This window comes from Rhizobium sp. 01T417, assembly GCF_056398905.1.
Genome location: NZ_JBFTQH010000017.1, coordinates 26,986 through 39,384 on the forward strand (window position 1 = coordinate 26,986; position 12,399 = coordinate 39,384).

General features: G+C 61.7%; 15 protein-coding genes and 1 pseudogene. 10 read left to right on the top strand and 6 right to left on the bottom strand.

All coding sequences use genetic code 11. The features are described from left to right. The first annotated feature begins 64 nt into the window (after window positions 1-64). The 8 genes from AC1DPR_RS17670 to AC1DPR_RS17705 all read left to right on the top strand — a co-directional run bounded on the left by AC1DPR_RS17670 (window position 65) and on the right by AC1DPR_RS17705 (window position 4,617). Entirely contained in the window at window positions 65-787 is a 723-nt protein-coding gene (locus AC1DPR_RS17670) for a DUF1045 domain-containing protein (RefSeq protein WP_018857513.1), read from the top strand. Between the two features lie 99 nt (window positions 788-886). After that, a complete protein-coding gene (gene puuE, locus AC1DPR_RS17675) occupies window positions 887-1,810 on the top strand; it encodes an allantoinase PuuE (RefSeq protein ID WP_192305314.1) in 924 nt (307 codons plus the stop codon). After that, the gene (gene uraD / locus AC1DPR_RS17680; protein WP_477816814.1) at window positions 1,810-2,307 is read left to right on the top strand and encodes a 2-oxo-4-hydroxy-4-carboxy-5-ureidoimidazoline decarboxylase; all 498 of its coding nucleotides are present in this window, start codon (window positions 1,810-1,812) and stop codon (window positions 2,305-2,307) included. Before puuE ends, uraD begins: the two co-directional genes overlap by 1 nt. 55 nt (window positions 2,308-2,362) lie before the next feature. Then, complete coding sequence (locus AC1DPR_RS17685; RefSeq protein WP_025660454.1) at window positions 2,363-2,656, top strand: nucleotidyltransferase family protein; 294 nt, start codon at window positions 2,363-2,365, stop codon at window positions 2,654-2,656. Beyond that, window positions 2,653-3,015, top strand: coding sequence for a HepT-like ribonuclease domain-containing protein (locus tag AC1DPR_RS17690; protein WP_018857517.1), 363 nt, complete (start codon window positions 2,653-2,655; stop codon window positions 3,013-3,015). Before AC1DPR_RS17685 ends, AC1DPR_RS17690 begins: the two co-directional genes overlap by 4 nt. Window positions 3,016-3,019: 4 nt before the next feature. After that, entirely contained in the window at window positions 3,020-3,520 is a 501-nt protein-coding gene (locus AC1DPR_RS17695) for an ureidoglycolate lyase (RefSeq protein WP_192305312.1), read from the top strand. Next, window positions 3,517-3,873, top strand: a complete 357-nt coding sequence (gene uraH, locus AC1DPR_RS17700) for a hydroxyisourate hydrolase (RefSeq protein WP_018857519.1) — start codon at window positions 3,517-3,519, stop codon at window positions 3,871-3,873. Before AC1DPR_RS17695 ends, uraH begins: the two co-directional genes overlap by 4 nt. Before the next feature lie 3 nt (window positions 3,874-3,876). After that, on the top strand, window positions 3,877-4,617 hold the full coding sequence (locus AC1DPR_RS17705; protein ID WP_026371823.1) for a metallophosphoesterase family protein: 741 nt from the start codon (window positions 3,877-3,879) through the stop codon (window positions 4,615-4,617). Between the two features lie 9 nt (window positions 4,618-4,626). Here AC1DPR_RS17705 and AC1DPR_RS17710 read toward each other — a convergent pair whose 3' ends face one another. Further along, window positions 4,627-5,769 (bottom strand): alpha-hydroxy acid oxidase, encoded by a 1,143-nt coding sequence (locus AC1DPR_RS17710; protein WP_018857521.1) that lies wholly within the window; start codon window positions 5,767-5,769, stop codon window positions 4,627-4,629. A 76-nt stretch (window positions 5,770-5,845) separates the two neighbouring features. After that, window positions 5,846-6,814 (bottom strand): quinone oxidoreductase family protein, encoded by a 969-nt coding sequence (locus AC1DPR_RS17715; RefSeq protein WP_113471113.1) that lies wholly within the window; start codon window positions 6,812-6,814, stop codon window positions 5,846-5,848. 97 nt (window positions 6,815-6,911) lie between these two features. On the opposite strand from AC1DPR_RS17715, the gene AC1DPR_RS17720 reads away from it, so the two are divergent. Next, window positions 6,912-7,763, top strand: a complete 852-nt coding sequence (locus AC1DPR_RS17720) for a LysR family transcriptional regulator (RefSeq protein WP_192305310.1) — start codon at window positions 6,912-6,914, stop codon at window positions 7,761-7,763. Window positions 7,764-7,837: 74 nt separating this feature from the next. Here the strand turns inward: AC1DPR_RS17720 and AC1DPR_RS17725 are convergent. From AC1DPR_RS17725 to AC1DPR_RS17735, 3 genes and pseudogenes are all read right to left on the bottom strand, one after another. Beyond that, window positions 7,838-8,580: pseudogene (locus tag AC1DPR_RS17725) on the bottom strand (SDR family oxidoreductase). Between the two features lie 24 nt (window positions 8,581-8,604). Beyond that, window positions 8,605-9,594, bottom strand: a complete 990-nt coding sequence (locus AC1DPR_RS17730) for an aldo/keto reductase (RefSeq protein ID WP_018857524.1) — start codon at window positions 9,592-9,594, stop codon at window positions 8,605-8,607. Between the two features lie 14 nt (window positions 9,595-9,608). Continuing rightward, window positions 9,609-10,004 (bottom strand): (R)-mandelonitrile lyase, encoded by a 396-nt coding sequence (locus AC1DPR_RS17735; protein ID WP_018857525.1) that lies wholly within the window; start codon window positions 10,002-10,004, stop codon window positions 9,609-9,611. Window positions 10,005-10,127: 123 nt separating this feature from the next. Here AC1DPR_RS17735 and AC1DPR_RS17740 point away from each other — a divergent pair, with 123 nt between their 5' ends. After that, window positions 10,128-11,021 (top strand): LysR family transcriptional regulator, encoded by an 894-nt coding sequence (locus tag AC1DPR_RS17740; protein ID WP_025660448.1) that lies wholly within the window; start codon window positions 10,128-10,130, stop codon window positions 11,019-11,021. 56 nt (window positions 11,022-11,077) lie between these two features. Here AC1DPR_RS17740 and guaD read toward each other — a convergent pair whose 3' ends face one another. Continuing rightward, on the bottom strand, window positions 11,078-12,385 hold the full coding sequence (guaD, locus tag AC1DPR_RS17745; protein ID WP_018857527.1) for a guanine deaminase: 1,308 nt from the start codon (window positions 12,383-12,385) through the stop codon (window positions 11,078-11,080). Window positions 12,386-12,399: the final 14 nt, after the last annotated feature.

Here is a 12,399-nt window from a genome sequence, read left to right on the forward strand (position 1 = left end):
TATCTGCTAGCGCAACCGCGGCGCCGACGGAGGGCTGTGCCGTTTGTTCGACGGAGGAAATTGGATGCGCTATGCCATTTGCTTTACACCCGCTGCGAGCGACCCGCTTTCGCACGTGGCTGCAAACTGGTTGGGTCGAAACGTGTTCTCTGGCGAGATGGTCGAGCCGACAGCGATCCGCGGCCTGAGCATTCACGAGATTGCCTTCCATACGGCGCTACCGCGCCGCTATGGCTTCCAAGGTGTTCTGAAGGCGCCCTTCCGCCTCGCCGCCGACGTAACGGAGGCGCAACTTCTGCGGGATCTGATGCGCTTCTGTGGAACGCTGACGCCGTTTCACATCCATCAGCTTGAGGTGGCGAGGCTCGGTGTATTCTACAGTCTCGTTCCGTCGCGGCCTTGCGAACATGTCCACTATCTTTCCAGTGCCGTCGTTCAAGAGTTCGACCGATTCCGGGCGCCGTTGAGCGAGGCAGAAATCGAGCGGACGGACCCGGGTGGCCTGTCGGCGGCGCAGTTCGCCAATCTGTATCGCTGGGGCAGCCCTTTTGTGATGGACGAGTTTCGCTTTCATATGCCGCTGACCGGTCCTGTCAGCCACTGCGACATGCCACGGGTCGAGCAGGCGCTTCGGAACGCCTTCGAGCCAGTCCTCGCCGATCCCGTCAAGGTCGCCAATGTCGCGCTGATGGTCGAAGAGGGGAATGGCGGGCCGTTTAGCGTGCATTCGCTGCATCCGATGGGCAAGGTCAGCGCACGTCGAGATCGTGTTCCTACACTGGCCTAAGAGTTTGCGCCGCAAAGGCAAAACTCTGTTGCGTACTTTCCGTCTCGACATTCCTTCTCTGGATGCTACCGTTTCGCCGACTTTCAGGAAGGTGATTTCATGGTATCCGAAACTTATCCGCGCAATCTGATCGGTTACGGTCGCAACACGCCCGACCCGAAGTGGCAGGGCGATGCCTGCGTGGCCGTTCAGTTCGTTATCAATTACGAAGAAGGCGGCGAAAGCTGCATTCTCGATGGCGATCCTGCCTCCGAAAACCTTCTGTCGGAAATTGTCGGTGCCGCGTCCTGGCCGGGTCAGCGAAACCTCAATATGGAATCGATTTACGAATATGGCTCGCGCGCCGGGTTCTGGCGCTTGTGGCGCATGTTCACGGAGCTCAAGGTTCAGGCCACCGTTTATGGGGTGACGCTTGCTATGGCGCGCAACCCGGAGGCGGTCGCGGCCATGAAGGAAGCCGGTTGGGAGATCGCCAGCCACGGGTACCGCTGGCTTGAGTACAAGGACTTCCAGGAAGACGTCGAGCGCAAGCATATCCAGGAAGCCGTGCGCCTCCACACGGAACTGACCGGCGAACGTCCCTACGGAATGTACCAAGGCAAGCCTTCGGACAACACGCTGCGCCTCGTCATGGAAGAGGGCGGTTTCCTTTATTCCTCTGACTCTTATGCCGACGATCTGCCGTTTTGGGTGAAGGGTGTCGATGACAACCCGTTCCTGATCATACCCTATACGCTCGAGACGAACGACATGCGCTTTGCAACGCCGCAAGGCTTCAATTCCGGCGATCAGTTCTTCACTTACCTCAAGGATGCCTTCGATACGCTGTATGAAGAGGGGAAGGCCGGCAGCCCGAAGATGATGTCGGTTGGCCTGCATTGCCGTCTCGTCGGTCGTCCCGGTCGCGCCGCAGCGTTGAAACGCTTCATCGAATATGTGCTGAAGCACGACAAGGTGTGGATACCCAGGCGAATCGAGATCGCGCAGCATTGGCATGCCCACCACAAGCCGGAGACAATCTGATGCTTTCGCGGGACGAGTTCGTGTCACGCTACGGCGGTGTCTTTGAACATTCGCCGTTCATTGCCGAGCGTGCCTATGACGACGGTTTCGTCGGCGACGAACTGACGGTGGATCGTGTCCACACGGCGCTCGTTGCCATCTTCCGGGCGGCGAGTCCGGAGGAGCGGCTCGGCGTGCTGCGTGCCCATCCCGATCTTGCCGGACGTCTCGCGATAGCGGGTGAGCTTACCGAAGACAGCAAGAAAGAGCAGGCAGGCGCCGGGCTCGATCGGCTGAGCGCCGCGGAACATGGCCGCTTCACCGAGCTCAACACGGCCTATGTCGAAGAGTTCGGCTTTCCCTTCATCATCGCGGTTAAGGGCCTGAACAAGGATGACATTCTGGCTGCCTTCGAAAAGCGCATCGACAACACGCGCGATGAAGAGTTCGAAACAGCCACCGCACAGGTCGAGCGTATCGCGTTTCTGCGCCTTGAGATGATACTGCCGGGGCGTTGAGACAGGCAGCTCCTTGGTGCTTTTCTCTTTTGCGCCCGTGACTTATAGTTGCGCCATGAGGCCATCCGAAGTGCTGGAGAAGAACAGGCAGGCGATCCGCGAAGTGACGAAGCGCTTCAACGCGGCGAACCCACGTGTCTTCGGCTCCGTGGCGCGCGGCGAGGACCGGCCGGACAGCGATCTGGATATTCTGGTGGATGCGCTGCCGGGCAGCACATTGTTGACGCTGGGCGGCTTGCAGGACGCACTGGAACAGATGATGCTGGGTACGTCCATCCATCTGCTGACGCCCGGCGACTTTCCCGAACCCGTGCGTATCCGTGTCCTTTCGGAAGCGAAGCCCATATGAGCCTCGAGCGAATTTCCTACCTGCTGGAGCGCATGCGGCAAGCCGCTACCGATGCCCATCAAATGGTCACCGATGTCAGTAAGGAGCACTTTCTGGCTGATATCATCCTTCAGCGGGCGGTCGGAATGAGCCTCCTGATGGCTTCGGAGATCGCTGCACAACTCATAAAGATCCATCCCGAGTTTATGGTAGAGCACCCCGAGTTCCCTTGGGGCGCGATGCGAGGCATGCGCAATCGTATTGCTCATGGCTATTTCGACATCGATCTCGACAAGATTTGGGCGACCGCGAAAGACGATGTTCCCGACCTGCTCTACAGACTTGACCTCGTGCGCAATTGGCGTGCCGAAGGCGAATAAAGACATGTCTCAAATCCTCGATATTGTTCCGCTGACCAAATCCGCCTTTGCGCCCTTCGGTGATATCATCGAAGCCGATCCGGTAACGATGCGCTATATCAACAACGGAACGACCGAGCGCTTCCATGCGCTTGCCGCTGCCGAAGCGGCAGGCGAGGGCGCGCGCGTCATCATCAACCTGTTTCGCGGCCAGCCGCGCCACTTTCCCTATGAAGTTGGCATGATGGAGCGGCATCCGTTCGGCAGCCAGAGTTTTTCGCCTATCTCCGGCCGCCCCTATCTCGTCGTCGTCTCCGAGGACGAGGGCGGCAAGCCCGGTCGTCCGCGGGTGTTTCTGGCGCGGGGCGATCAGGGCGTGAACTATCGCCGCAATACCTGGCACCACCCGTTGATGTCGCTTGGCGCCGTAAGCGATTTCCTTGTTGTCGACCGCGAGGGACCCGGCAACAATCTGGAAGAATACTTCTTCGAAAGGCCCTTCATCATCAGCGAGCCGAGCCTATGACCGGACTGACCACCCACGTACTAGATACCGCGTCCGGCAAGCCGGCCGAGGGATTGCGGATCGATCTCTTTCACCTTGAAGGAGAGGTCCGTCGCCATATGAAGACGGTCAAGACCAATTCCGACGGCCGCGTCGACGGCGGGCCGATCCTGATCGGCGATAGCTTCAAGGCGGGGACTTATGAACTCGTCTTTCATGCCGGAGACTATCTGCGCGCCGAGGGTATTGCTCTGCCACACCCGGCCTTTCTGGATCTCGTGCCGATCCGCTTCGGTATTGCCGACGTCACCGCGCATTACCACGTGCCCTTGTTGATCTCGCCTTACGGCTATTCGACCTATCGCGGTAGCTAGGTGATGCGGTTTGCGGCGATCGCGGATGTACACGGCAACCATCTGGCGCTCGAGGCGGTGCTGGCCGATATCGCGGCGCAGGGCGTTACCGAGATCGTCAATCTCGGCGATTGTTTCAGCGGCCCGCTGACGGCAGGGCGAACTGCGGAGCTTCTGCGGGAGCGAGACATGCTAACCGTCCGCGGCAATCACGATCGCTATCTGATCGAACAGCGGCGCGAGGCCATGCATCTTTCGGACACGGCAGCGTTTGATCAGCTGACGGCGGACGACCTGCAATGGTTGCGCGGCCTGCCGACGAGCGCCGTTTATCGGAGCGAGGTCTACCTTTGCCACGCGACGCCTGCGAACGACAGCACCTATTGGCTGGAATCCGTGTCTACGGAAGGCCATGTCTTCCTGAAGCCGCTTGCAGAGATCGAGGCGTTGGCCACGGGCGCGGATTTCCCGCTGATCCTCTGTGGCCATAGCCATATCCCGCGACTGGTTCGCCTCAGCGATGACAGGCTGATCGTCAATCCCGGCAGCGTCGGCTGCCCGGCCTATGACGACGATCGACCGCATTACCACAAGGTCGAGACCGGCCACCCGCTGGCGTCCTATTGTATCCTGGAAAAGGGCGAGACCGGCTGGCTCCCTGCCTTCCGCACGGTCGCCTACGACTACATGGCCATGTCGCGCCTCGCAAATGAAAACGCCCGCCCGGATTGGGCAGGCGCGCTCGCGACCGGTTGGATGCCGTAGCTTCTTTTCTTACTGCCGACCGAGCAGTATGGAAGAATTGACGTCGTTGATGTCGCGCTTGCCGCAGAGCGCCATGGTGATGTCCATCTCCTTGCGGAGGATGCTGAGCGCGAGTGTAACGCCGTCCTTACCCATGGCGCCGAGGCCGTAAAGGAAGGGGCGGCCGATATAGGTGCCCTTGGCGCCGAGGGCGACTGCCTTCAACACGTCCTGGCCGGAGCGGATGCCGCCGTCGAGATGCACTTCGATCTTGTGGCCGACCGCATCGACGATTGGCTCCAGCATGCTGATCGAAGAGGGGGCGCCGTCGAGCTGGCGACCACCATGGTTGGAAACGATGATGGCGTCGGCGCCTGTTTCTGCTGCTGCCTTGGCGTCCTCGACGTCGCAGATGCCCTTGATGATCAGCGGGCCGCCCCACTGCTCCTTGATCCAGGCGACGTCGGCCCAGGAGAGCTGCGGGTCGAACTGTTCGGCGGTCCAGGAGGAGAGCGACGAGAGATCGGAAACATTCTTGGCGTGGCCGACGATGTTGCCGAAGCTGCGGCGCTTGGTCTGCAGCATGTCGAGGCACCAGAAGGGGCGTGTCGCCATCTGCCAGATGTGCTTCGGCGTGAACTTCGGCGGGGCGGAGAGACCGTTGCGCAGGTCCTTGTGGCGCTGGCCGAGGATCTGCAGGTCAGCGGTCAATACGAGAGCCGAGCACTTCGCCGCCTTGGCGCGGTTGATCAGGTTGAGCACGAAATCCTTGTCGCGCATCACGTAGAGCTGGAACCAGAATGGCCTGGTGGTAACCGAGGCGACATCCTCGATCGAGCAGATGCTCATCGTCGACAGCGTGAAGGGAACGCCGGCTTCTTCCGCAGCACGGGCTGCCAGCATTTCGCCGTCTGCGTGCTGCATGCCAGTCATGCCAGTCGGGGCGAGCGCCACTGGCATCGACACTTTCTGGCCGATCATGGTCGTTTCAAGTGTCCGGTTCGTCATGTCGACGAGGACGCGCTGGCGCAGCTTGATCTTGGCAAAATCGCTCTCGTTCGCCTGGTAGGTCGACTCCGTCCAGGCACCCGAATCCGCATAGTCGAAAAACATCTTCGGGACGCGGCGCTGGGCGAGGCTCTTGAGGTCGGCGATTGTGAGAGGAGTGGCCATGGATAAGACTTTCACATCTGAATAACGCCATGGCCCTTAACATGATTTCCGAGGCTTTGTGTATCTCTTTCGTCGCCTATGGGACAAGAATCAGGCTGCCTGCCGCCCGTCCTTCCTCAAGGAATTGCTGGGCTTCCGCAGCCGCCTCTAGAGGGTATTCGCGGGCAATTGTCGACGTTATGCCTGAAGCCAGCATTCCGACCACGGCTTCAGCTGCCGTCAGGTAGGCTGCAGTGTCCGTGATGTAAGCCATGACGCTGGGATGTGTCAGCGATTTTCCGGGGCGAAGCTCATCAACTGAGACAGGCGGGATCGGCCCGCCGGCCTGTCCGATTGTGGCGACGACACCGAAGGGACGAACGGCCGCTATGGATTTTGCCAGCATGCCGCCCCCGATGCCGTCATACGCGACATCGACGCCGCGGCTGTCCGTCAACCGCTTCACTGCGGCGACGACATCTGCGTCTCGGCCGATGATCAGATGGTCCGCACCGTAGCTGCGGGCGAGATCGGCCTTCTCCTCCGAACTCACGGTTCCGATGACTGTAGCGCCGAGATACTTTGCCCACCGCACGAGAATACTTCCAAGCCCGCCGGCGGCGGCATGAATGAGAACGGTCGTTCCGGGCTCGACGCGATAGGTCTTCGTCAAGAGCATGTACGCTGTCAGCCCCTTGAGCATGGACGCGGCCGCAACCTTTGAAGGTACGCCATCGGGCAGGAGAACGGCGCGGGCCGCCGGCAAGAGCCTTGTCGCGGCATAGGCGCCGACAGGCGCGCCGGCATAGGCTACGCGATCGCCGGGTTTCAGTCTCGTGACGGCGCTTCCAACGGCTTCGACAGTGCCTGCTCCCTCGACCCCGAGTACGGCGGGATAGGCCGGCAGGGCGTAGAGCCCGCGACGGTGGTAGATATCGAGGAAATTCATACCGATCGCGTCGTGACGGATGCGGATCTCGTTTGCGCCAGGCTCCTGCGGCTGCTGTTCTGATACCTGTAGTTGCTCGATGCCTCCTGGTGCGAGAAGCGTAACGGCCTTATCCATGAAACGTGCTCTCCGATTGCTGCTGCAGCCATCATCGCCCATGGCGTTATGGTCGAAAATTCCCTATCGTTTCTCATTGCATGGGAAAAAATGAACAATGATCGATTGGGAAAACCTTCGCTACTTCGCGGCGCTCGCTCGTGCCGGAACGTTGCTCGGAGCTGCGCGCGCCCTCGGAGTGGAGCACGCGACAATTGCCCGTCGAGTGGCCGGGCTCGAGGAGCAGATGGGTGTGAAGCTGGTCGACCGGCGCGGTCGGCGCATCGTGCTGACGCCGGAGGGCGAGCGGGTGGCGGGCATGGCGGAGCGGATGGGGCAGGAGGCGCAGGCCATCGAACGCTTGGGGCTTGCGGCCGGCGCGACGCTTGCCGGCGAGGTCAGGATCAGCGCGCCACCGACGCTCGCGGCTGCAATGTTGCCGGCAGCGCTGGTCGCCTTGCGAGCCCGCCACCCAGATATTGGTATCACCATCGTCGGCGAGACCCGCTATGCGTCACTCGACAGGCGGGAGGCGGATATTGCGGTCCGCATGACGAAGCCGGAACAGGGCAATTTCGTCATCAGCAAGCTTGGGAATGTCGGCTTCGGCTTCTATGCCACGGCTGCCTATCTGGCCGCGACGTTGGAGGAACAGCGGACTTTCATCGCCTACGATGAAACGATGGCGAGCGCACCGCAGTCGATCCGGCTCGCCGACGCGACTGAGGGAAGGAAGGTGGCACTAAGGGCAACGACGCTGGAATTCCAGCTGGCGGCGGCGCGCGCTGGCGGCGGCATCGCCATGCTGCCAAATTTCATGCTGGCGGGTCGTGATGATCTCGTCGAGGCTATTCCTCAGCGGCAGCCGCTGACTCGGGAGTTCTGGCTCGTCGTCCATGCCGACATCCGCAACGTGCCGATCATCCGGGTTGTGATGGAGGCACTGAAGTCGATTCCGTGGTCCGGCTAGCAGCTGCGGGCATTTCCGTGGGCAATAGCGCAGGTGGTTGGGGCTAAGAGGCGGCCTGAGCCGGCCGCCCCTAGTCAATATTCTTGCTTGGTCGGCCTGACAGGATCTCGTTGACGTCGACATCCTCCGGCTGGCTCATGGCGAAGGCAACCATACTCGCGAAAGAGTCGGCCGGGATCGCCATTGCGTAGACCTTGCGGACGCGCTCGGCGACGTCAGGTTCAGTGATGCTGTCGGGCAGCTCGGTCGCAACGGCGCCCGGCGAGATGATCGTCGTGCGGATGTTGAAGGGCTTTACCTCCTGCCGCAGCCCTTCGGAAATGATGCGCACGCCATGCTTGGTCGCGGCATAAACGGCGCCGCCCGGATTGACCTTGTGGCCGGCGACCGACGAGACGTTGATGACATGGCCACTCTTCTGCTGCTTCATATAGGGCAGCGCTGCGGCAATGCCGTAGAGCACGCCCTTGAGGTTGACGTCGATCATGCGGTCCCAACCCTCGACCTTGCCGCGCTCCAGCGGAGAGTGCGGCATCAGGCCGGCATTGTTGATGATGACGTCGACGCGGCCATGCAGCCGAACGGCGTGGTCGACCAGGCGTTTGACCTGATCGACCTTAGTTACGTCGGTCTCGACGACGGCGTCGCTGCCGGGGCCGAGTTCGTCGGCGATCGCATTCAGCCGGTCGAGACGCCGGGCGCCGAGAACGAGTTTGGCGCCGTCTCGCGCCAGGTGTCTGGCCGCCGCTTCACCAAGGCCGCTGCTCGCGCCGGTGATCACGACGACCTTGTCCTTGATACTGTAGTCATGACAGATCCTTTCCCTTCGCTTGGTCACCGCTCAGCGGTCGACCCTTGCCTGTAGGTGTGCCGGATAGCGGTCACCCTCGACCTTTATGCCGGCGAGCGCGGTTTCGATGGCGGCAAGGTTTTCCGCCGTCAGCTGCGCGGCAGCGGCGCTGATGTTCTCTTCCAGACGGTGCATCTTTGTCGTTCCGGGGATCGGAACGATCCAGGGCTTGCGGGCCAGCAGCCAGGCAAGCGCGATCTGTGCCGGGGTCGCGCCCTTGTCGCGGGCGATCTCGCCGAGGCGATCGACGAGCGCTTGATTGGCCTTGCGGGCTTCGGCGGAAAAGCGCGGAACGACGTTGCGGAAATCCTTGCTGTCGAAGGTGGTCGTCTCATTGATCGCGCCGGTCAGGAAGCCCTTGCCGAGGGGGCTGAACGGAACGAAGCCGATGCCAAGCTCCTCGAGCGTCGGCAGGATGTCCTGTTCTGGCTCGCGCCACCACAGCGAATATTCGCTCTGCAGCGCGGCGACCGGCTGCACTGCATGCGCGCGGCGGATCGTCCTGGCGCCGGCTTCCGAAAGGCCGAAGTGCTTGACCTTGCCTTCGCTGATCAGGTCCCTGACCGTGCCGGCGACATCCTCGATCGGCACGTCAGGATCGACGCGGTGCTGGTAGAAGAGGTCGATCACGTCGGTGTTGAGGCGCTTCAGCGCCGCATCGGCAACCTCTCTGATATGAGCAGGGCGGCTGTTCATGCCGCTCTGGCCGCCATCCGGGCCGAAGTTGAAGCCGAACTTGGTGGCGATGACGACCTTGTCGCGGAATGGCGCCAGCGCCTCGCCAAGCAGGGTCTCGTTCTTGTAGGGACCGTAGGCTTCCGCGGTGTCGAAGAAGGTGACGCCGCGTTCGAAGGCGGCGCGGATTAACTTGATCGCGTCCGCGGTGTCCATTGCCGGGCCGTAGCCATAGCTTAAGCCCATGCATCCGAGGCCGAGCGCGGAGACTTCGAGGCCGCTTTTTCCGAGTGTGCGCTTCTGCATGGAATTTCCCTTTCCTAGCCCTGGTATTGTTCGTCGGTGACCGTTTCCATCCAGTCGACCACCTTGCCGTCGAGGGCTTCGGCGATCGCGATGTGGGTCATGGCTGTTGTCGCGGATGCGCCGTGCCAGTGCTTTTCGCCCGGTTCGAACCAGATGATGTCGCCGGCGCGAATTTCTTCCACAGGTCCGCCGTCACGCTGTGCGCGGCCGGTACCGGAGAGGACGATCAGCGTCTGACCGAGCGGATGGGTGTGCCAGGCGGTGCGGGCGCCGGGCTCGAAGGTCACCGTTGCACCGCCGACGCGTGCTGGCGCCGCCCCGTTGAACGGCGCATCGATGCGGACCGTCCCAGTGAAATAATCCGCCGGTCCCTTGGCGGATGGATCGGAGCCGTTTCGCTTGATTTTCATCTTTCGTCCTTTCGTGAGCTCAGGAGCGTGCTGCTCGGCCGACGTTCGGAAGAAGATCTAGTGCGGATGCTTTCCTGCGATTAGATGGTATAAACGGCATAAACTTATGAGTGAGATTCATGAATGACGCGGCAATCGATCAACGACCTCATCGCCTTTCTGGCCGTGGCGCGGGAGAGAAGCTTCACGAAGGCCGCAGCCAAGCTCGGCGTGTCGCAATCGGCGCTCAGCCATACCGTCCGCGGCCTTGAAACACGCCTCGGCCTGCGGCTGCTGACGCGCACGACACGCAGCGTGTCGCCGACGGAGGCAGGCGAGCGTCTGCTGAGCTCGATCGGGCCGCGTTTCGATGAGATCGAGAGCGAGTTGGCTGCGCTCAGCGAATTTCGCGAGAAGCCGGCGGGTACGATCCGCATCACGGCGGGAGAGCACGCCGCTGACGCCATACTCTGGCCCGCGCTGGAGAGGCTGTTGCCTGATTATCCCGATATCAATGTCGAGATCATCGTCGACTACGGGCTGACCGACATCGTCGCCGAGCGCTATGACGCCGGCGTCCGCCTTGGCGAGCAGGTGGCGAAGGACATGATCGCTGTGCGCATCGGGCCGGACATGCGGATGGCTGTCGTCGGAGCGCCTGCCTATTTCGACCGGCAGCTCAAGCCGCAGGCGCCTGCCGAACTCACCGACCACAACTGCATCAACCTGCGCCTGCCGACCTATGGCGGGGTCTATGCCTGGGAGTTCGAGAAAGAAGGGCGAGAGGTAAAGGTGCGGGTGGAGGGGCAGTTGGTGTTCAACAACGCGCAGTTACGGCTGAACGCAGCGCTTTCTGGCCTCGGTCTGGCGTTTATGCCGGAGGCGCTGGTGTGGCAGCCACTGTCCGATGGACGGCTCGTTCGCGTCCTTGAGGATTGGTGTGCGCCGTTCCCCGGATATCATCTCTATTATCCGAGCAGCCGGCAGACGTCGCCGGCCTTCGCCCTGCTGGTCAATGCGCTTCGCTACCGGGGGTGAGGCATACGAAATTCGCCTGCTCGCTGCGGACCGATGCCGACCTCAACGGGCAGATCTCAGATCGCACTCTTGGCGGCGACGCCTGCCACATAGGTCTCCACGATCGCGCGGTCGTCGCCCATGGTTTGCAGCAGGAAGAGTTCTTCCGGCAGCGTCTTCACGACCTCCATCTTGAGCGCCATGGCGGGCGTTGCGGCGGCGTTGAGGACGACGATATCGGCGTCGGAGCCGACATCGAGCGTACCGATCCTGTCGGCAAGGGACAGTGACCGGGCGTTGCCCAATGTTATGTGATAGTAGCTCTCCAACGGGTTCAGGCGTTCGCCGAGCAGCTGCTGGATCTTGTAGGCCTCGTCCATCGTGCGCAGCATCGAATAGCTGGAGCCGCCGCCAATGTCGGTCGCGACCCCGATGCGCACCGGCTTTTCGCGGCGCGCAAGCGCCTTCAGCGGGAAAAGACCCGAGCCGAGGAAGAGGTTCGACGTCGGGCAATGCACCGCGACCGAGCCTGCTTCGCTCATCGCATCGGCCTCGCGATCCGAAAGATGGATGCAGTGGCCGAAGAGCGTCTTGTCGCCGAGCAGGCCGTAGCGCGCGTAGATGTCGGTGTAGTCGATCGCCTCGGGATAAAGCTCGCAGGTGAACTTGATCTCGTCGTGGTTCTCGGAGAGGTGAGTCTGGATGTGGAGGTCGGGAAACTCGCGGGCAAGCGCCTGGGTGGCCTCCATCTGTGCGGGCGTCGAGGTAATCGCGAAGCGCGGGGTGATGGCGACGTGGCAGCGCGCCTTGCCGTGCCAGTCCGCGATGATCTGGCGGGTCTCGTCATAGCCCATCTGAGGTGTGTCGAGCAGCCCCTGCGGGGCGTTGCGGTCCATCATCACCTTGCCGCCGATCATGCGCATGCTGCGCCTCAGCGCTTCTGCGAAAAAGGCGTCGGCGGAGGTCTTGTGGACGGAGCAGTAGGCGACGGCCGTCGTCGTGCCGTGGCGCACGAGCTCATCGTAGAAATGCGTGGCGATGCGCTGGGCGTGATCGCTTTCGACGAAGCGGCATTCCTCGGGGAAAGTATAAGTGTTCAGCCATTCCAGCAGGTTTGCCGCATAGGAGGCAATGACCTGCATCTGCGGGAAATGCAGGTGCATGTCGATGAAGCCAGGCATGATCAGATGAGGACGATGGTCGACGGTTACGGCATCGGCGGGGGCGTGCGGACTCACCTTGTCATACGCGCCGCAGGCAACGATCAGGCCATCCTTGATCAGGAGGGCGCCGTCGCTTTCGTAGAGATAGCTTCCACTATCGCCAAGATCTTGGGGTGCGCGCAGGAAGGAAAGCAGGCGGCCGCGGAGGAGGGTATGTGTCATGGCTTTCTGTCTCT